General features: G+C 61.9%; 18 protein-coding genes. 9 read left to right on the forward strand and 9 right to left on the reverse strand.

Translation table 11 applies throughout. The features are described 5' to 3' along the window. Positions 1-22: 22 nt before the first annotated feature. Entirely contained in the window at positions 23-2,062 is a 2,040-nt protein-coding gene (locus AC1DVN_RS11215) for an ABC transporter ATP-binding protein (RefSeq protein WP_477845933.1), read from the forward strand. Next, a complete protein-coding gene (locus AC1DVN_RS11220) occupies positions 2,059-2,793 on the forward strand; it encodes an energy-coupling factor transporter transmembrane component T family protein (protein ID WP_020907480.1) in 735 nt (244 codons plus the stop codon). Before AC1DVN_RS11215 ends, AC1DVN_RS11220 begins: the two co-directional genes overlap by 4 nt. Here the strand turns inward: AC1DVN_RS11220 and AC1DVN_RS11225 are convergent. Then, on the reverse strand, positions 2,759-3,415 hold the full coding sequence (locus tag AC1DVN_RS11225) for a TetR/AcrR family transcriptional regulator (protein ID WP_019748141.1): 657 nt from the start codon (positions 3,413-3,415) through the stop codon (positions 2,759-2,761). The two genes, AC1DVN_RS11220 and AC1DVN_RS11225, sit on opposite strands and share 35 nt — an antisense overlap. A gap of 226 nt (positions 3,416-3,641) precedes the next feature. On the opposite strand from AC1DVN_RS11225, the gene AC1DVN_RS11230 reads away from it, so the two are divergent. Together AC1DVN_RS11230 and AC1DVN_RS11235 are read left to right on the forward strand one after the other, a co-directional pair. Further along, positions 3,642-4,586 carry a metal-dependent hydrolase gene (locus AC1DVN_RS11230; protein WP_029255210.1) on the forward strand — a complete coding sequence of 315 codons (945 nt, stop codon included), beginning with the start codon at positions 3,642-3,644 and terminating at the stop codon, positions 4,584-4,586. Further along, a complete protein-coding gene (locus AC1DVN_RS11235) occupies positions 4,586-5,746 on the forward strand; it encodes a DUF7802 domain-containing protein (protein ID WP_021333568.1) in 1,161 nt (386 codons plus the stop codon). The genes AC1DVN_RS11230 and AC1DVN_RS11235 overlap by 1 nt, the downstream gene beginning before the upstream one ends. Before the next feature lie 62 nt (positions 5,747-5,808). Here AC1DVN_RS11235 and AC1DVN_RS11240 read toward each other — a convergent pair whose 3' ends face one another. After that, entirely contained in the window at positions 5,809-6,858 is a 1,050-nt protein-coding gene (locus tag AC1DVN_RS11240; protein ID WP_070797189.1) for a lipoate--protein ligase family protein, read from the reverse strand. A gap of 245 nt (positions 6,859-7,103) precedes the next feature. Between AC1DVN_RS11240 and AC1DVN_RS11245 the strand changes: the two genes are divergently transcribed. Next, the gene (locus AC1DVN_RS11245; RefSeq protein ID WP_153211278.1) at positions 7,104-7,277 is read left to right on the forward strand and encodes a hypothetical protein; all 174 of its coding nucleotides are present in this window, start codon (positions 7,104-7,106) and stop codon (positions 7,275-7,277) included. 19 nt (positions 7,278-7,296) lie between these two features. Here the strand turns inward: AC1DVN_RS11245 and AC1DVN_RS11250 are convergent, their stop codons facing one another. Both AC1DVN_RS11250 and AC1DVN_RS11255 read right to left on the reverse strand, forming a co-directional pair. Beyond that, a complete protein-coding gene (locus AC1DVN_RS11250) occupies positions 7,297-8,127 on the reverse strand; it encodes a MerR family transcriptional regulator (RefSeq protein WP_477993797.1) in 831 nt (276 codons plus the stop codon). 52 nt (positions 8,128-8,179) lie between these two features. Beyond that, entirely contained in the window at positions 8,180-8,686 is a 507-nt protein-coding gene (locus tag AC1DVN_RS11255) for a VOC family protein (RefSeq protein WP_019748135.1), read from the reverse strand. Between the two features lie 169 nt (positions 8,687-8,855). On the opposite strand from AC1DVN_RS11255, the gene AC1DVN_RS11260 reads away from it, so the two are divergent. Next, a complete protein-coding gene (locus tag AC1DVN_RS11260) occupies positions 8,856-9,344 on the forward strand; it encodes a nitroreductase family deazaflavin-dependent oxidoreductase (protein ID WP_080910499.1) in 489 nt (162 codons plus the stop codon). Positions 9,345-9,392: 48 nt separating this feature from the next. On the opposite strand, the gene AC1DVN_RS11265 is transcribed toward AC1DVN_RS11260, so the two are convergent. Beyond that, complete coding sequence (locus AC1DVN_RS11265) at positions 9,393-10,574, reverse strand: GDSL-type esterase/lipase family protein (RefSeq protein WP_477845931.1); 1,182 nt, start codon at positions 10,572-10,574, stop codon at positions 9,393-9,395. 106 nt (positions 10,575-10,680) lie between these two features. On the opposite strand from AC1DVN_RS11265, the gene AC1DVN_RS11270 reads away from it, so the two are divergent. Then, entirely contained in the window at positions 10,681-11,256 is a 576-nt protein-coding gene (locus tag AC1DVN_RS11270) for a TetR/AcrR family transcriptional regulator (protein ID WP_020969429.1), read from the forward strand. Positions 11,257-11,443: 187 nt separating this feature from the next. Here the strand turns inward: AC1DVN_RS11270 and AC1DVN_RS11275 are convergent, their stop codons facing one another. After that, a complete protein-coding gene (locus tag AC1DVN_RS11275; protein WP_477845930.1) occupies positions 11,444-12,352 on the reverse strand; it encodes a tyrosine-protein phosphatase in 909 nt (302 codons plus the stop codon). Positions 12,353-12,536: 184 nt separating this feature from the next. After that, positions 12,537-13,457, reverse strand: a complete 921-nt coding sequence (locus AC1DVN_RS11280; protein WP_477993798.1) for an alpha/beta hydrolase — start codon at positions 13,455-13,457, stop codon at positions 12,537-12,539. 174 nt (positions 13,458-13,631) lie between these two features. Between AC1DVN_RS11280 and AC1DVN_RS11285 the strand changes: the two genes are divergently transcribed. Beyond that, on the forward strand, positions 13,632-15,095 hold the full coding sequence (locus AC1DVN_RS11285) for a glycoside hydrolase family 5 protein (RefSeq protein ID WP_070385288.1): 1,464 nt from the start codon (positions 13,632-13,634) through the stop codon (positions 15,093-15,095). A gap of 51 nt (positions 15,096-15,146) precedes the next feature. Here AC1DVN_RS11285 and AC1DVN_RS11290 read toward each other — a convergent pair whose 3' ends face one another. Beyond that, on the reverse strand, positions 15,147-15,809 hold the full coding sequence (locus AC1DVN_RS11290) for a GAP family protein (RefSeq protein WP_070385289.1): 663 nt from the start codon (positions 15,807-15,809) through the stop codon (positions 15,147-15,149). A gap of 132 nt (positions 15,810-15,941) precedes the next feature. Beyond that, on the reverse strand, positions 15,942-17,534 hold the full coding sequence (locus tag AC1DVN_RS11295; protein ID WP_099697902.1) for a D-alanyl-D-alanine carboxypeptidase/D-alanyl-D-alanine-endopeptidase: 1,593 nt from the start codon (positions 17,532-17,534) through the stop codon (positions 15,942-15,944). An 86-nt stretch (positions 17,535-17,620) separates the two neighbouring features. On the opposite strand from AC1DVN_RS11295, the gene AC1DVN_RS11300 reads away from it, so the two are divergent. After that, positions 17,621-18,946 carry a serine hydrolase domain-containing protein gene (locus tag AC1DVN_RS11300; protein ID WP_477993799.1) on the forward strand — a complete coding sequence of 442 codons (1,326 nt, stop codon included), beginning with the start codon at positions 17,621-17,623 and terminating at the stop codon, positions 18,944-18,946. Positions 18,947-19,051 lie beyond the last annotated feature (105 nt).

A 19,051-nucleotide genomic window follows, 5' to 3' on the forward strand; every position in this document is an offset into this window, starting at 1 on the left:
CACCACTGGCACACTGGACGTAGTGAGCAACCGTCCGCAAGTCCGCGAAACCGGCAACCTTCGACCACTCGAGTTGGCAACGGGTGCCGTCATGGCCGGATTCACGGTCGCGTTGTCCGTCATTGCCACGGTCATCCCCATGGCCAGCGCCCTCAACCTCGTGGCCGCCGTTCCGATGGGAATTGTTGCCCAGCGCTTTCGAGTCCGCGCCGTGATGACGGCCGGCGTCTCGGCTACTGCGGTCGCTTTCGTCGCAGCGGGTTCGGGATCTGCGGCGGCGGTCGCGCTGAGCGCTCTCCTCGGCGGAATCATCGGTACGGTCAAGCGGCGCGGTCTCGGCTTCATCTCCGCGTTGCTGTCGTCGCTTGTCATCGGACCCGCGCTGGCGTTGTTCTCCATAGTCCTGTTGCTTGTTCTCGCGCCCCTGCGCACCTTGTTGTTGACCTCGCTGGAGAACACCGCGCTGGGCGTGGCCGCAATCTTGAAGCGTGCCCCGACGCTGGTCGGCGCAGCCGAATGGATCGAGAACAGCATCGGCTCGATCATCGACTACTGGTGGTTGTGGATCGGCCTGTCGATCAGCTCCGGAATCGTCCTCAGCACCGTCGTCTCCTATTTTGTCCTCGGTGCCGTCCTCGATCGATTGGCCGCACTCCCCTCGGCCGACCCGCTCCAGACAGCTCCCGACGACCGTCCGATCGACCCGCTACCGGTCACTTTCGATCACGTGGGCTTCACCTATCCGAGTGCATCGACGCCGGCGCTCGTCGACGTCAACTTCACGGTCCGACGAGGAGAGTTCGTCACCGTCGTCGGCCACAACGGCTCGGGCAAGTCCACACTCACCCGGTTGCTCGCCGGTCGCGCACCGACCGTCGGGACCCTGACGAGGCCCGGGTCCGCCGGTCTCGGTCGACACGGCGGAACCGCCGTCGTCCTCCAACGTCCCGAGAGCCAGATCCTCGGAACCCGCGTCGCCGATGACGTCGTCTGGGGGCTTCCGCCCGAGTCGCATCCCGACGTCGATGCACTGCTGGCCGAGGTGGGACTCGCGGGCATGGGCATGCGCGAGACCTCAGGGCTGTCCGGCGGCGAGATGCAACGTCTGGCGGTTGCTGCCGCTCTGGCTCGTCGCCCCGCTCTGCTGATCGCGGACGAAGCCACCGCGATGGTCGATCAGGCCGGCCGGGAGGAATTGGTCTCGCTCCTCGCCGAACTGCCCCAGCGCCATCCGATGGCCGTGGTGCTGGTCACCCATCACCACGCCGACACCCGCAACGCAGATCGGGTGATTCAACTACACCGCGGACGGCAGATCGATCACCAACCCGGTTGGATGACGTCGACGTTCGCGGGTCCGCCGTCTGCGCCGTGGCCGGCCGGCACTCGAACTGTCCTCCAACTCACCGATGTCACCCACACCTACAACGACCGGACTCCGTGGTCGCGGCGCGCACTCTCGGACGTGAATCTGACCATCGGAGACGGGGACGGGCTACTGGTCCTGGGCGGCAACGGTTCCGGTAAATCGACCCTGGCCTGGATCATGGCGGGCTTGATCGCACCGAGCCGGGGAACCGCGGTCTTCGACGGCAAACCCGTCTCGCGTCAGCTCGGCACTGTCGGTCTGACGTTCCAACACTCGAGGCTGCAGCTGCAACGCCGAACCGTCGCCGAAGACATCGAGGCCGCCGGCGGTCCGGAGATCGGATCGGTGCAAGTCTCCTGGGCGCTCGACGCCGTCGGACTCGACCGTCACATCGCCGGCCGCAGTATCGACGAGTTGAGCGGCGGACAGATGCGACGCGTCGTACTGGCCGGTCTCCTCGTCCGCCAACCCCGAGTACTCATCCTCGACGAACCATTGGCCGGGCTCGATCCACCCGGCCGACACGAAATCCTGAACGTACTCAGGTGGATTCGTCGGAACGGAACCGCAGTAGTCGTCATCTCCCACGATGTCGACGGCATGGATGCCGTCTGCAGCAGAACAATTCGACTGTCGCAGGGTCGCATCCTCGACCCTGCCGCCAGCAGTGCCTTGGAAGGATCGACGACGTGACAACACTTCTGCGCGAAGTCCCGACTTCATCGCCGATCCACCGATTGTGGGCCGGAACGAAGATCGTTGCCGTCGTTCTCGTCAGCATCGTGGTCGTGGCCGCGCCGTCCTGGCCGGCGATCGGCGTCGTACTGGGATTGTTGTTGCTGACCGCGGTGATCGGACGTATCCCCCCGACTGCAGTTCCCCGGCCTCCGTGGTGGTTGTGGGCGCTGATCCTGCTCGGCGCGTTGATCAACCTTCCGATCGGCATCGACGCGGTGTTCATCTACCTGCAAGCTGTGACGTTCGGTCTTGTATTGCTCTGCGTCTCACTGATGTTGGCGTGGACCACGTCGATGAGCGACGTGGCGCCGGCACTGGCAACGCTCGGTAGACCGCTGCGAATATTCAAGATCCCGGTCGACGAGTGGGCCATCGCGACCGCCCTCTGCATTCGTTCACTTCCACTGTTGATCGACGAGATGCTCACCCTGGTAGCGGCGCGACGACTGCGCCCGAAAGCTGTGGTGAACAGCGCGGCCGACAATTCGATAGTCGACCTGATCACCACAACCATGTCCGTGGCAATTCGGCGGTCTGCCGAAATGGGCGAAGCAATCTCCGCTCGCGGGGGCACTGGACTGATTGCGGCGTACCCCAAGCGCCCTCAGCTCGCCGACCTGTTCGCACTGACCGTCGTCATCGCCGCGTGCGTCAGTGCCGTTGCTTTGACGATAGTTCTGCGCTGATCGAGTCATCGCTGACAGAATTTGCCTGGGCGATGATCGCAGAACCCATCCAGCGCCGTAGGTATCGCCGCAGTTCCTCATCGCTCCGCGGTGGGTCGCCAGGCGCGAGGAAAAACGACTGCATCGTCCGCAGGACGTATTCGACCAGTTCCTGAAGTGACGCGTCGTCGTAGCCGTAATGCACCCAGTCCACGTCGAAGCGGTTGATCATCGCCATTCCGAAGGCTTGCGCCTCCTGAGAGGTCAGACCCTCCGGGTGCAGACTCGAATTCGTGCTTGTCAGAAGGATGCCGAGATGCGGTGTTCGGTGGACCTGAGTCAGTGTGTAGAGAACACCCTCGGTCATCGCCTCGACGGGATCTTCGATGCCGCTCACGTGTGTGGTGAGTCGATCGAGGTAACCGTCCACCGACGCGATCGCCGCTGCCCGCATCAGAGCGTCGGCGCTGGGGAAGTATCGATACACGGTCTGCCGGATCACGCCCAGTGACTCCGCCACGTCGCCGATGCTGATTTCCGAACTCGTCCGTCCGATCAGCTCGACCGCGGCCTCGACAATTCGACGAGACGCATCTTCGTCGTTGTCCGGTGGATTGCCGCCCCACCCACGCCTTCGTGCCACTGCCCACTTCCTCGCTCGAACGAGGCTCGAACCATGTCTTTGCGCTCGAAGTCCAAGAGCCACAGGCTAACACAGGCAGGTTTTGCATCTGCGTCCCTCGAATTCACGTTCGTCATCGAAAAGTGAACATACAACTGCACACCAATATGTATGATTACCGCCACACGTGGCTTCGAATGCCAGAGCGGCCACCTGACCAGCCCCTCCGAAAGACGAGGTTCGACAAGTGACCAACCTTCAGCCCCGAAAGATGGATTTCGGATTCGAGGATCATGACGTTCCCTTCCTGTGGAACCCGGAGAATCCGGCCTGGTCGAGCATGTCCAACGCGGTCTCGTTCCTGGCCATCGGTTTCGAAAAGATGATCGTGAAGATGATCATGCAAACCAAGTCGCGGATCAGCGATCCGGAGGTCGCCGAGGAAGCCGTGGCATTCATGCGTCAAGAAGGCCACCACTCGACCGCCCACCGCCAACATGTGAAAGCTCTGATCAGGCGATACCCCGGACTGCAGAACACACTCGACGCCGTGATCGGTGAATTCGATCTACTCACCGAGGCGACCTCGTTGAACTACCGGCTCGCGTACACCGCAGATCTGGAGGCGACCTTCACACCGGTGTTCAAACTGATGCTCGACAACGAGGCGACCTTGTTCCGTCCGGGAGACGACCGCGTCGCGTCGCTGTTCATCTGGCACTTCGTCGAGGAGGTCGAGCATCGCAGCTCGGCACTGATCATCTTCAATTCCGTTGTCGGAAGCGAGCTTTACCGGATGCGAATGGCGCCGTCGATCTTCGCGCACGTCATGAAGGTGATTCGCATCGCCTGTGCAGGGTTCAACCAGCACGTTCCACTCTCCGAACGGCAAGTCGACTCACTGTCGATGTTCGCCATGCACCGCACCAAGCAGAAGATTCTGACGTCGTTTGCGCCCTACCTGACCAAGGGCACCATGCCCCGCGCCTTCGATCACCTACAACTCGGCGAACAACTCGTCGCGCTCGGCGGTGTCTTCCGCAGCCAGATGCCCAATCACAACCCGGACCACGAGAAGCTCCCCGCACTGGCCGACCAGTGGTTCAAGCGTTACGACGACGGCTACGACTGCACACGCTGGTACACCGCCGAATCTCAGGCACAAGAGTCGATCACGTCAGGGGCCAACTGATGGCAGAGCACTGCTCCCCCACGTTTGCCCAACTGGCAACAGAACTCGGTTTCTCCTGTCAGGAAGCAGGTGGACTCGTCGAGTTCCGTAACCCGGCGGCCCTCGAGAACTGGACCCTGCCCGTACTCGAATGGACGATCATCGTCGGCTCGGTACTCGCACTGGTCTTGGCGATCGTGCGACTGCGCCGCAACGGCGACCCCACCAACCTGGTCCTTTGGTTCGGCGCCACCGCCTACCTGTTCATCATCGAGCCTCCGCTGTACTTCCCGGCAGCGTTCGGCATCGAAGAACAAGTGGACACGATGTTCGCGCACAACGTGTTCACCGTCGACTTCATGTGGGGTCGACTGCCGCTGTACATCATTGCCATCTACCCGCTCATGGCGACGTTGGCCTTCGAAATAGTCAGAATGCTCGGCGTTTTCCGCAAATACGGTCCCCTGCTGGGTGCAGTCTGCGTCGGCTTCGTCCACCATGCGTTCTACGAAATCTTCGATCACCTCGGACCCCAGTTGCGGTGGTGGGAGTGGTCGACGTCGAACCCGATCAACCAACCCATGTTCGACGCGGTTCCACTCCCCAGCGTGGTCGTCTTCGCCGCTCTGTGGCCGATGTCGTTGGCATTCTGCGTCCAGTACTTCGTCGGACGGCACGTCGATGCCGGCAAGCACTTCTCCGGGCTTCAGTTGGTTTGGCGCACCATCGTGATCGGCCTGCTGGCCTCGCTGGGTACGTTCATTCTCCCGCTCCCGGCGACGGTCTTCGGGATGGGCAGTGACACCGTTCGTGGGTTCCTCTATGCGGCGGAACTCGCCGTCCTCACAGTGGTCGCGATCGTGGTTCTCGTCCGCCAGTGGAGAAACCTGCGCACGGCAGAATCGAACGCTCCTGCACACACCAACAGGTTCGTCCAGATTTACAGCGTGGTGTACCTGGTTGTCATGGCCGTACTGTGGGCGAGTGCGCTTCCGGACTTCTTCGACGCAGTCGACGGTTCCACCAGCGCTGGAGATCCCATCGGGAACCTGTGGTACACACTGGCGTGCTTCGTCATCGCAATCCTGTGTGTGAGCGCAACTTTCACCATTCCGAAGAGGAACTCCGTCGTCGACGACGCTGAACTTCTCGGGGCAAACTCAACGACTCCGGCCAGCTAGGTCGACCGGGACGAGACCTCTCGGGTCTCGTCCCGGTTTGTCGGTGTCTCGAGACAACGGCGTCACGGGACGCGGTGAGTCCACGCTTCGGTGCTGAACTTCGTGTCCACCAGCTTGCGCGCCTGCCCCAACTCCGAGTCCGTGTAGTCGCTGTCACGGGTGTCGTACTGGCCGCGGAAGTGCTGCGCAAACGACTCCAGGATCGCTGCACGCGTCATTCCGGTTTGAGAACGCAGCGGATCGACCCGCTTGGCTGCGCTCTTGGTTCCCTTGTCCGACATCTTCTCTCGCCCGATTCGCAGCACCTGCGTCATCTTCTCCGCATCGATGTCGTAGGCCATGGTCACGTGATGGAGCACGGTGCCGGACGCGAATCGCTTCTGAGCGGCGCCGGCTATCTTGCCCTTGTCCGAGGCGATGTCGTTGAGCGGCACGTACCGAGCGTTGATACCCACCTCGGCCAGCGCTCCCATCACCCACTGATCGAGAAACGCGTAGGACTGCTCGAAACTCAAACCTTCGACCAACGACGCCGGTACTGCCAACGAGTACGTGATGCAGTTGCCAGGTTCCATGAACATCGCGCCGCCACCGGAGATTCGGCGCACCACGCCGATGCCGTGCCGCGCAGCAGCCTCGGAGTCGACCTCGTTACGCACGGATTGGAACGATCCGATCACGACCAAGGGCGAGTCCCAGTCCCAGAATCGCAGTGTCGGCGGACGCTCACCCGATGCCACCTCACGCGCGATGACCTCGTCCAGCGCGACGTGCATCGCTGGGTCCAGAACCACCGGTGGGATGAGGTCGAACGTGTGATCCGCCCAACTCGTGGCGTGACCGAGTGCGCGCCGGATCGCAATACCGACCGACTGCGGCGTGAAGCCGATCATCGAGACGGACTCGTCGAGCGCACTGGAGATAGCTTGTGCCAACTGTTCTGCATCCGAGTCGGCTGGCATTCCGCGCAACGCCGCGTTGATGTCGTCGAGCGCACTGTCGGGCTCGAGGAAGAAGTCCCCCGAGACTGCGACTTCGGCCAGCCGACCGTCCGCCACCTCGACGTCGACCGCGACCAGTTTTCCACCAGGAACCTTGTACTCTCCACGCATTCGTCCAGCCTATCCCTGTGCGATTCTCTGCGGTGAGCGCCGTCGAAGATCACACCGCGCGCGCAGTGCGCATCGGTTCGGCCGGAAGGGTGATCAGGCTCTCACACCTGTAAACCGCTGTGCGGCTCCATGATCGCGCGGCGAGGACAGCAGGTGTCGGCCCCCGCCTTGACACGTGCTTCTTCCGACAGGCGAGATGATCGCTGGGGTGGGAGGATTACCGCAACGAGCCAACTCTCTGGCGAGTGACAACGGAGGTAGACATGAAGGTCCCGGCGTTCCACTCGACGGTTCCTTCGGATCTCGACGTCTATCACGACAACGAAAGCTGCATTTTGGCCGCGCGCATCGCAGTACCCCATCGTGCCCCCGGGGTCGACGGCCGACCGTGGTGCACTGCCTGCGCGTCTTTGGACTGACGAGCGACCACCAGCTCACTCACACCCATGTCGCCGATTCGGGGACAACTCCATGTGCCAGAGCGTTCGCATCGATGACAGCGCGGAGCCACGCGGTCAGACCGTCCTCGACCGTCTCGTAGAACAGCGCGTCGTAGAACTCGGACAATCCCGGATCGGCCACGTACATCCGCCCCAGACACACCTGCATCGAATGTGTGCAGTCGAAGTAGACCCCGATCGACGCTCGGTGGCGTTCTGCCAGCGAATTCGCCTCGGCGCTTCCCGGTTCGACACCCGCGCGGCACGCCAACGCCAGATCTTCGTTGAGCGTCTCGACGCAGTCGGTGATCTTCTGCCAATCCTCAGCGGTCCTACCCGCCGACCGTTCCGCGTGCTGCGCCCACTGCGCGCTGTCACCCCAACGCTCGTGCGCCTCCGGCCCCCATGACGGCTGCCAGTGTCGGCCGAAGATCGACACCTGCTCGTCTGCCGGCAACAGCACACCGGACTTCCTGGCATCGATGATGCGATCCAAGGACTCGCCCCGTTGCTCCAAGTCGGCAATCCGTTGTCGCAACTCGGCGCGCTGCCCGCGCAGTGTTTCATCCACGTGGGCTGCCGGCGATTCGAGCAATATCCCGATCTCGTCGAGCGACAAGCCCACGTCGCGGTAGACAAGTACGCGACCAATTCGGCCGAGGTCGGCGTCGGTGTACAGCCGGTAGCCACCGTCACTGCGCCCGGACGGGCACACCAAACCGATTGCGTCCCAATGATGAAGGGTACGTACAGTTATGCCCAGCCGAGATGCGGCAGCACCGACGGTAAGAGCACTGTCTGCCTCGCCTCCGAAGAGTTGGTCCGTCACGGCATCCAGTTTGACAGACGCGGCGCGCGAGACCACCGCGTCAGACTTCTGTTCAGTCGTCGGGTCCGTCAATTCCCATACCTCGCAGATGCTCGGCCTCGGCACTGTTCGGGTCGTACGGACGAGCGGCCGTCATGATCACACGCGCGTTCTCCGGTGTCACGATCTCCAACTCCAGTGAATTCCACGGCTTCAGGTCTGGACCGCTGGTGCATCCGGGCCGCAATTCCTCACACGCCTTTGCTATCTGGTCGATCTGACTCAGCACACACGCAAAGCTCACGCTGATGGACGGTGGTGAATCTGCTCGCTCGCCGGGCACGAGCAGAACGTCTTGAAATGCCCAGCGCCGCAGATGCGTCAGTCGATCAGGCACCGAAAAGAGGTCGAAGAAACCGAGCCCGCGGATCCAGAAGTCTGCCGATTCGGCCAGATCCGAAGTCGGAACAGACACGAACATCGGCATACCGTAGAGACCTCGGAACTGTTCCGGAGGCACGGCATCGGTCGTAGGGACAGGGACGGGGCTGACGTCGAATGCAGGGTAGGTGTCGGTCATGAAGTCATCGTGAGCCCTCACGCTACGTCAGGGTCAAATCTTGTGAACTCCGATCACAAAACACAGTGACCGGAAAACACAGTGATCAGAAATCGAGAAGCACCGAGCCCGCAAGCCTCATAGGTTTGTCGAAACGACGCTCACGCCGACAAACTGGAGGTAGCCGACCATGGCACAGACGGATCCAACACCGAGAGATCCCATCGGGAATCACTGCGAACCGAAGTCCGGCGGTCCCGGCGCACTGTCACGGTGGATGCAGCGGAACGCGAACGCCCGCACGAATCGCAAGATTCGGCGCGGGAAAGGCACGTTCATGGGAATGGACGTCCTCATCCTGCACACGGTAGGCCGACGCAGCGGGCAACCCCGAGAGACTCCGCTGATGCACCTGTCCGACGGCAGGGGCGGTCTGTTGATCGTGGCTTCGGGCGGCGGCGGTCGAAACCCGGACTGGCACTCGAATGTGGTGGCGCATCCCGATCGAGTGTCTATCGAGATGCCCGGCCGAAATGTCGTACCAGTCACAGCTCACGAACTCGAAGGCGACGATCGCGAGCATGCGTGGCACCAAGTGGCCACCGCCCAGCCCCGAATCGCCAAGTACCAGAGCAAGTCCGATCGCAAGTACCCGCTGATTCGGCTCACCGTGATGTGAGTGGTGGTGTGAGCCGAATCAGATTGCGCAATTACACCTCGCCGGCGATTACACCTCGCCGGCGAATACACCGCCGTCTGCGAATACACGTTGGGCAAAGCGTTCGCCGATGAGACGATGCGTTGCAGCGTCCGGATGGAGCTGATCGGGAAGCGGCAACTCTTCGTTCTCCGCGGCACCGTAGAGATCACACCCGTCGACGTAATGCAGATTGGGATCATCGACTGACCGCTGGGTTACGATGCGCGCCAACTCTTCCCGAATCGAGCGCAGCGTCAGCTTCCCGGATGCCCGCTCGGCGGGATCTCCGGTGGCAACGAATCGCATTTCGCCTCTGGCAAGAGCGTCGAAGTCGAAGGCGCCAGGCCCCGGTGTGTCCTCGTGGATCGGGCAATAGACGGGCGAAACGACCAACAGCGGAGCCACTGGATGACCGTCGCGAACCGTGTCGAGGAAGCCGTGCATTGCAGATGTGAAGGCCCGTAGGCGCATCACGTCGGAGTTGACCAGATTGATGCCCATCTTGATGCTGATCAGGTCAGCAGAAGTGTCGCGCATCGCGCGGGCGGTGTACTGGTCCAGCAGAGCACTGCCACTGAACCCGAGGTTGATCAGATCCACGCCGCCGACGGAGGCTGCAAGAGCAGGCCAAGTGCCGGAGGGACTTTCAGCGCCGGATCCTTGACTGATCGAGCTTCCGTGATGGAGCCACACGCGGCGCTTCGTATCAACCGCGAGTTCGAGTGGCGCGTCGGTTCGCAATGCGACAAGTTCGGTGGTCTCGTTGTGTGGCAACCAGATCTCGACGGTCTTGGATCGCGCGGGCAGCTCCGCGAAACGGATGATACTGACAGGTCCGGACTGCCTCTGAGCGGTACCGGTAGCCATGTCGATCGTCACCGTATTGCCGCCCGTAGCGCTTGCTTGCCCGGCCAGTTCGCCGTCGACGAGCAGGTCGTACACCCCTTGCGGCCTCGGCGGAGCGCCGGTGTAGATCATTTTCGTGGGCAGAGTATCTAGTTCGATGCTCGTGGCGCTGGTTCGGAATACTAGCCGCACTCCGGACGGTTGTGATTGCGCCATTGCCATCTGCCCGTCAGCGAATTGCGTGCGAGCCTTGGCAGGTAGGCGGTGCGTCAGCACACCGCGTTCGGTCCGTTCGATTTCGAGGGCTCCGCGCACGATGTCGTCGGAAATTTCGGTAGTAATCCAGCTGCTCTGGCTGTGCATTTCATTCACCTGAAAATCGTTTACGGAAGTTTGCTACTGCTGATAGTAATTTGCCTATACTCTTTAGGCAAGTGGTTTACCCTCCCAACGAACAGGACCGATTGACATGCCTCGCGCAGGACTCACAGCCGACCGCCTCGCGATGGCGGGCGCGGAATTGGCCGACGAGGTCGGCTTCGAGCACGTGACCGTATCGGCAGTCGCCAGGCAGTTCGACGTCAAGGTCGCAAGCCTGTACTCCCACGTGAAGAGTTCGAACGACCTCAAAACCAGAATCGCGTTGCTCGCTTTGGAGGAGATGGCCGGCCAGGCTGCCGACGCCGTGGCCGGTCGGTCCGGCCGCGACGCTTTGACCGCCTTCGCGAACGTCTATCGCGACTACGCGAAGGCACACCCCGGCCGGTACGCCGCGTCACAGATGCGCCTCACCCCGGAGGACGCAGCAGCGAGCGCGGGCTTCAGACACTCGCAGATGATGCGATCGATTCTGCGCGGATACAACCTCACCGACCTCGACCAGACTCACGCAGTTCGGTTGCTAGGCAGCGTTTTCCATGGATATGCCAGCCTGGAGTTAGGTGGATCGTTCAGCCACAGTGCACCGGACAGCGCCGAAAGCTGGTCCAGGATCCTCGAGGCTCTCGATTCGATGCTGACCAATTGGCCAGCGTCGAGTGCATGATCAGGCGTGCTTCTTCTGAGCAAAGTTTCTGCGCCACTTGGTGATGGCATGCGGCCTGATGATGGAGACCGCAACGTCGAGCCCACCGCAGGAGCAGCGCCACAAAATTGCGCATTCCCGTAATCATTGGTCGCACTGGAACAGCAGAGGGTCCGAGTGGGCAGGAAGTCGAGGCCTGGGGCTGCGCCTAGAGGAGAAGCTTGGCACGCAGAGAGTCGATAGTGTCCTGGTCGACGCCGAGGCCCTCCCGTACGTAAGTATCCATACCGCCGTAGAGCCGGTCCACCTGGGCGTACGCCGCATCGAGCCACGACAGGTCCACCGCGTCGTCCCGGCCCAGGTACGTGTTCGACGCCATGAAGTCCGCACTGATGACCTCACGCGGGACACCGAGGATGGTCAGCAGGATCGCGGTACCCCAACCGGTGCGATCCTTCCCTGCGCTGCAGTGGTAGACGGTTGCGCCGTCGGAGTTGTTCGCGATCGCCGTCAGCAGATCATGGAAGGCGACATCGGAGCCACGGTAGTTGACCATGAACGGGTAGCCGATGCTCTGGCCGATGTTCGAGGTTCCGTTGACCGCGCCGTCGATCAATGCGCGACCGAGGGTCAGGGGAACGAACTCGTGGAACGCGATGCCATGGTCGATGCTGACGACGTCGGCGACCTGGTAGGTGACCCCGGCGGGGATCCGATCGGGATCCTCCGTGCGTTCGGAGGTGTTACGCAGATCGACGTCGAGGGTCAGGTTCGCGGCGGTGAGTTTGGCCAGATCAGTCTCATTGAGCGAGCTGAGCTTGTTGGAACGGAACACCAGGCCTGTCCGGACGGTCCTGCCGTCGGTAGTCCGATAGCCGCCGATGTCGCGGAAGTTCCGCGCCTCGTCGAGCCTGATCTCGGCCGCGGACGGCGGTGGGATCTCCGGCAGCGGCGGTTGCTCCTCGGACGATCCGAACTGGCTCGAACCCGATTGCGGGTCGCCGCTCGAGGCGGAGGCGAGTGCGGGAACGGTCAAGGCCGCCACCACGGTAAACAGCGCAGTGAGGGCAATTCCGAAAGAATGCGCCCCTCGGCGGCGCGTGTAAGCAGTCGTCATCGTCGTCCTCTTCACTCGCTGTGCTGGACGACCCCGCGCCCCCGCAAACTCACGTGCGAGATTACAAGGGTGGCGCGCTCCTCGTCCCGACTTTGCCCCAAAAACCGGACATTTGTTCAGGTGTCCGAATTGCCCGCTCCTGCCACTCCTACACCCTCGGCACACTGAACCGCGCCCGTGCTTGTCACGCGGGGTCGGAGTCGAGTCGATTCCGAAGCCAAGCACCCATATCGAGCGCAGCACGCCGGGCAACAGGCGTTGGATGGTTTGTAAATCCATGCGGGACAACAGGATAGAGGCGCAAGTCGACGTCGTTACCGGCCGCCGACAGCCGCGCCACCATGGCAAGGTTCTCAGCCAGAACCACGTCTTCTGATCCGACCACCACGAGGGTTGGCGGCAGGCCGCTGAGTTCGCCGAATGTCGGAGAAATATCCGGGAGAGTGCGATCATCGACATGCCCGACATAGGCTTCGATGAAGTATTCGTCGCTGATGGTGCGGCCCGCGGGAGTCTGCGCACTGACGTCGTACGTGCCCGCTTCCAGCACGGCACCCGAAAACGACTTGGCCAGACCTCGATCACGAAGGCGCAGCAATGTCGTCGTCACCAAGGTTGCTCCCGCCGACATGCCACCGATGGCGAGCCTGGTCGTCCCGAACCGTTCGGCAGCGACATCAAGTAGCCACAAAGCAACTGCCTCACAATCGTCCGGCGCTGCAGGCCAAGGGAATTCCGGTGCAAGCCGGTAATCGACGGTAACCACTGCCACCCCGACCGCGTCGGCAAGTCTCGTACTTCGGGCGTCAGCGCTGGCCGCTGAACTTATGTAGAAACCACCACCCGGAAGATACAGATAGACCCCGTTGACAACGCCGTCTTTCGGCGTGACTACGCGCACTGAAACGGATCGACCCTCGATGTCGAGTGTGTGTTCAACAGCCCGGGTCGCCGTGGGCTCAACCACCCTGGATGCTCGCGCCACAAGCAGTTCCTGCAGCGAACTCGGACCGACACCGGCAAGCCGCGGCGCATAGAACGCTCGGGTGATCGCCACATCGTCGCCGGGTAGTTGTTCGACCAGATCAGTCAGTGCAAGCTTCACAAATGCTCCCTCGGGTCGCGACTTGTCGACAATTCTCGCACCCCGTACAGCAGCCTCGAGCCGGGGCATTCCAGGCAGTGAAGACGTGACGGGTATGTGCGAATCGCGCCGCAGAAAGGCTTTCTCGCGCTACCCTCATCTCCAAATTGGACGTTTGTCTAGAAAGGTCACCGGATGCGCGCGCTGTTGCTTGCCACCCTTGCAATCCTAGCTATCCAGATTGCAGCCCCGGCGGCAAACGCTTCACCTCCGGATCCGGGCTGGACTCTCCCCCAACTGACCGTCGCAGATCGAACGATCAAGGACGTCGACGGACGAACGGTGTTGCTCCGCGGCGTGAACGCCAACGGTCTCAATGACTACGCAACCAACGGCACCGGTCTACCCACCGTTACGCCGCTGGGAAGAACGGACTTCGCGCAGATGGCCGCGCTGGGCTTCAACGTCGTCCGACTCAACGTCGCGTGGTCCCTCCTCGAACCGACCCGCGGTGCATTCGACACTGCGTATGTCGACCGGATTCGAGGCGCAGTCCAGAACGCGAAAGATCACGGCATTTACACCGTTCTCGACATGCATCAGGACGCATGGGGCCCGTACGTCGGCACCCCGAGCGACCAGTCGTGCCCGTCTTTCATGGAGCCGGGAGTCGGCTGGGACGGCGCACCGGAGTGGGCAACCCTGACCGGCGGATGGACGACCTGCAACATCGGTGGACTCCGGGAAGCCGCACCGGCGATCGCCCATGCCTTCCAGGCGTTTTACGACGACGAGCAAGGAATCCAGAGTCGCCTCGTGGCTACGTGGGCGCGGTTGGCCGCCGAGTTCAAAGACGAACCGGCGGTGGCCGGATACGACCTGTTGAACGAACCGAATCCCGGCCTGCGCGATCCATTCACCGCCGCTGATCAGATCGGGCAGTTCTACAAGCGGGCCACCGACGCCATCAGACAGGCCGAATCAGGCGGATTTCCGCACCTCGTGTTCTTCGAGCCCAGCGCGATCTGGTCGGCATTCGGCTTCGACGCGCTGCCCCCACGCCAGTACCTGACCGATCCTCTGGTGGTCTTCTCGCCACATCTCTACAGCGAATCGATAACAGTCAGTAGCGAATTCCCCGGAATCGAAGACGGGTTCAAGATCGCCGACCGCGCTGCCGCCTGGTACGACGCCCCGTTGTGGACGGGTGAATGGGGTTGGTTCGGGGATGCCGGCGAGCAGGGAGCAGACGTCGACCGCTTCGTCGACGCCACCGACAAGTACCGGATGGGCGGCGCGTGGTGGTCGTGGACACAAGCGTGCGGTGACCCCCACCCGGTTCGGGACGGCAATACCCACCAGCCGCAAGGAAATTTGAATCGCATCGACTGCCCTTCCGGCGAATCACTCGGGCTCGTAGAGGGATTTGCCGGGCCTCTCTCGCGTGCTTATCCGCGAGCAGCGCCCGGCACACTGACGGAGTTGTCGCGCAACGGGTTTACCGGGACCGGTACCGGACAGGTCGAAGCCTGGTACCCCGGCACCGACCGGCCACAGCTCGAGACCACGAATCTCGCTGACGTCCGACTGTCCCCGATCGAGGGCGGCTGGCAACTGATCGGCCACGCCGATGGCGACTACGCGGTCAAGCGCGCCTGATCGAACGATCATCCGGGAATCGCACGTTCACACCACGCGAAAGAGCGGATATCAGAAGATTCCGCCGATTCCTTTGCCGATCAGAACAACTCCGACGACCAAGATCAACACGCTCATCACCGTGGTGTTGTTGTCTTGGAGCCAGACCTTGAGCTTGGCCAACGGCTCGCGCAGACGATCAGCAGCCACCAGGTATCCGATGACCGGGATCGCGACCGTTGAACTGGCGATGATCGTGAAGACAAGGACAGAGGCGATCACTCCACTGGTCGCCAGCGACGCCGAGCCGATCGACACTCCCGCCGCGATGCACATCAGCAGATTCTTCGGGTTGATCGCGGCGAGCGCGAATCCTAGGCCCAACCCCTTGACCGCGGTCATCTCGTCGATGGCTTGCATCCACTTCGGTGTTTCGTGCTCGCCGCTGCGCCCTCGCCACTGCTTGACCGCGACCGCCAACAGGAGGACACCGAGAGCGAGTTTGATCCACGATACCGTGGCAGACGGTCCATTGTCCGAGGTGCTGAGGGCACTGGACAGGGTGACAAAAAGAACTGTGGCAATGAAGATTCCGAGCAGCCAACCCAACGCGAACCCGATGCTGGTGCTACCCGCGCGCTTGGAGAGCAACATCAAGATCGTGGCGATGACGGCTACCGGAGACGCGGCGACACCGACAGCTATGGGGAGGAGATCTCCGATAACGGAACCCATGTCAAAACTCGTTTCTCATCGGGACGCAGTCGATACCGCTGCGCGCCAATGCTGACACTCTGTGCGCCTACATCGTTCGTGCCTCATTCGAAAGGGATGAGCGCCCGAACGCCGGACCTCCGTCTCGCCCCGTTAATTCGTCTGTGCTTGTTGGAATGCAGCGGCAACACCACCGACGTCTCCCCCGACTTGGAACACGCCCCTAGGCAGGTCGGGAAACACTGCATCGCTGACGGCGACGACAAACAGAAGTCGGCGATCGTCGGGGGTGATCATGTAACCCGACAACGCTTGAAGAGTGACTATCAACCTGCCGGTGTCAGATTCGACGTCGGCGGATGTTCCCGTCTTACCGATGACCTTCCCCTTTGCCGGACTGTCGGTTCCCACGCCCGACAACGAGCCTCGCTCACCGAGTACGGGTTGACCTGCCCAGAACGTATCGGCCCATGGCTGCTGGTCCACCCAGTCGAGCCACTGGAGGACGGCTGCGGGCGTCGATTGTGACGGGTCTCCACCCTGACCGTCCATGACCACCAGGTCGGATGCTGCAATACCTGCCTTCTCGGCGAGTGCCCGCACGGTGGGAAGACCGTCGCTGCACGACGACGATCCTGTCGCTACTGCCAACAGACACAAGAAAGTGTTCGCGCCCGTGTTGTAGCTTGTCGCGAGAATCATCCCTCCCGACTCCGAAATTGGTGCCGATTGCAGGCTCGCAACTTGTCGACTTCCTGAATATGTCCGATCGACAGGCAGGGCAGCCGTGCTGTTCGTACGAGATACCGATGCAACCTCGATTCCATTGCGTCGCAGTGCTTCTACGAACAGCTGACGCGCCCACGTCGGCGCGTCGGTAATGCGATAGACAGTCAGCGATGTCTTTCCAGCCGGCACCGACCCGGTCACGTTGATCCGGGTGGGATCGGACGGATCGGCCGCAACCTTCAGAGTCGAGTCGCTACCTTCCTCACCCGTGGTGACCTGAGCATCGACGCGGAACAGGCCGTTGCCGGGAAGCATGTCGATGGTGGCGGGCTCACCTACCGCACCCGGACTCGCCTGGATATCGACGAGGTTGTCGTTGACGAAAATCGACGGGACCAGGCCTTCGACTGTCGAGTATGTGTCCCACAGACGAGGGTCCACCAGAACGTCGCCGTTTACCCGAGTGATGCCGGCGTCGGCTACTTGTCGTGCGAGATCGTTCAGGCCTGCCAGCGGATCACCGGGCGCGAGAACGGCTCCTGGCAGGGCATCGGCGTAGACGTGGTCGATGCCGTCGGTGGCGAAATCGAATCGGCCTTGTGCGGCGTTGCGCCCACCGAGCGCGAGGTCACCGGAGCCGACCAGCACCAGATCACCGGTAAGGGTGCCCTCGACGGGGAGAGAAGTGGCATAAACGGGGGTGGTAACAGTGTGGTCTACACCAAGGGTGTCGTAGGCGGTGCCGACGGTGAAATGTTTGGTCTGGGAAGCCAAAAACATCGAGCTATCAGCATTGTTGCTGTAAATCACCTCGTCGGTGGCGGGGTCGACCAAGAGATAGGACCACCGAGCCATGGCGTACGGATCGGTGGCCATGATGCGGGCTGCCTCCTCGGGAACCTGTTGCGCCGGAGCCGATGCGGAATCGGAATTCGACGGCTTCGCCGAACATGCGGTGAGGACTACTCCGACGCTGATCAACGCAGCGACGGCGCGAACTGATGTGGTGTGCGGCATGGACGCTCCTGAGGATGCATGACTGATTTGTCGTAATTTACTGCAAAGTGCAGCATGCAGAGTGCAGTATCGCTTAAAGTCCCTCTATGAACCCTTTTGGGAAGTCGACGTCCTTTCACAACGTCAAGACCCGCAAAGTGGCTGTGACCTGCATCGCTACGGCATTGCTGCTCTCAGCCTGTTCGTCCGCAACCGATTCCGAGTCCCCCTCGTCGTCCCCGCCGACCTCCGCCGGGTCTGCGGACAGCGCCGTCTTGTCTTTCGACAGCGCCGCAATGGATTCCGTCGTCTCCGAGAAGGCAGAAGAGTTCCGTGAGATCGCAATGGTGGTCATGGTCACGACGCCGACGCAGAAGTACGTCAACACATGGGGTTCGGTCAAGGAAGGCGTGAACGAGCCTCCCACTCTGGACACCAAGGTTCGCGTGGGCTCGAACACCAAGACCTGGACCGGTACGGCCATCCTGCAGTTGGTCGACGAAGGCAAGGTTGCGGTAACCGATCCGGTCAGCAAGTTCCGCCCCGATGTCCCCAACGGCGACAACATCACCATCGGCGACCTGCTCGACATGCGTAGCGGCCTGTACAACTACACCGAAACCCTCGAACTCAACCGGGCGCTCGACGAGCAACCGGAGCGAGTGTGGACACCCGAGGAACTGCTGGCAATGGGGCTGAGCCAGCCGCCGTATTTCGCGCCCGACACCGGTTATCACTACTCCAACACCAATACCGTTCTCCTCGGCTTGATCGCCGAGCAGTTGGACGGCAAGCCGATTCAGCAGATCTTCGCGGACCGATTCTTCGGGCCACTCGCACTGGCAGGGACGTCGTTTCCTGCGAACACCGACACCAGCATCCCGACTCCGTTTGCAGACGGCTACACCTACAGTGGCAACGTCGAAACGCTCGGCGAAGGCAAAGAGGCCCTCCCACAATCTCGCCTCGACGCGATCGCCGCAGGCACCGAAAAACCGACCAACACCACTAGGCACAATCCCTCGTGGACATGGTCTGCAGGTCAGGGAATTTCGACTGCAAACGACATGGCGACATGGGTCAAAGCTCTGGGAACCGGTTCGCTCCTGAGTCCCGCCACACAAGAGTTGCGTTTGAACAGTGTGCAACCCACAGATGGCGAAGGATCCGCAGGATACGGATACGGTATCGCTCAAATGGGTCCGATGTACGGCCACATCGGCGAACTGCCCGGCTACAACTCGTTCATGGGGTACGACCCGGTCAACGACGTGACCTTGGTGGTGTGGGGAAATCTGGCACCCACGGCCGATGGTTTCGCCCCGGCCTCTGCCGTCGCTGCAGCGCTCGTCCCCTTCATCTACGGCAAGCCCGCTCAGGACACATCCGACGACATCGCCGACACCGAGGATGCAAACGGTGAAGGGAAGTAGCACTTGTAGGCTCGGATGTAACCGCGGAACGAAGGGAGCCATGTGGCTCAGCGTGATCTCACACCTACCTCGTACATGATCCTGGGACTGCTGACGGTCAAGGAC

This window comes from Rhodococcus sp. P4_E4 (assembly GCF_056401575.1).

What these genes read in the sequence shown, in the direction of transcription:
- AC1DVN_RS11235 (WP_021333568.1), top strand. Translation starts at nt 4,586, where the DNA reads ATGGCAGAGCACTGCTCCCCCACGTTTGCCCAACTGGCAACAGAACTC.
- AC1DVN_RS11240 (WP_070797189.1), bottom strand. Translation starts at nt 6,858, where the DNA reads ATGCGTGGAGAGTACAAGGTTCCTGGTGGAAAACTGGTCGCGGTCGAC.
- AC1DVN_RS11255 (WP_019748135.1), bottom strand. Translation starts at nt 8,686, where the DNA reads ATGACCGACACCTACCCTGCATTCGACGTCAGCCCCGTCCCTGTCCCT.
- AC1DVN_RS11260 (WP_080910499.1), top strand. Translation starts at nt 8,856, where the DNA reads ATGGCACAGACGGATCCAACACCGAGAGATCCCATCGGGAATCACTGC.
- AC1DVN_RS11265 (WP_477845931.1), bottom strand. Translation starts at nt 10,574, where the DNA reads ATGCACAGCCAGAGCAGCTGGATTACTACCGAAATTTCCGACGACATC.
- AC1DVN_RS11270 (WP_020969429.1), top strand. Translation starts at nt 10,681, where the DNA reads ATGCCTCGCGCAGGACTCACAGCCGACCGCCTCGCGATGGCGGGCGCG.
- AC1DVN_RS11275 (WP_477845930.1), bottom strand. Translation starts at nt 12,352, where the DNA reads ATGACGACTGCTTACACGCGCCGCCGAGGGGCGCATTCTTTCGGAATT.
- AC1DVN_RS11285 (WP_070385288.1), top strand. Translation starts at nt 13,632, where the DNA reads ATGCGCGCGCTGTTGCTTGCCACCCTTGCAATCCTAGCTATCCAGATT.
- AC1DVN_RS11290 (WP_070385289.1), bottom strand. Translation starts at nt 15,809, where the DNA reads ATGGGTTCCGTTATCGGAGATCTCCTCCCCATAGCTGTCGGTGTCGCC.
- AC1DVN_RS11295 (WP_099697902.1), bottom strand. Translation starts at nt 17,534, where the DNA reads ATGCCGCACACCACATCAGTTCGCGCCGTCGCTGCGTTGATCAGCGTC.
- AC1DVN_RS11300 (WP_477993799.1), top strand. Translation starts at nt 17,621, where the DNA reads ATGAACCCTTTTGGGAAGTCGACGTCCTTTCACAACGTCAAGACCCGC.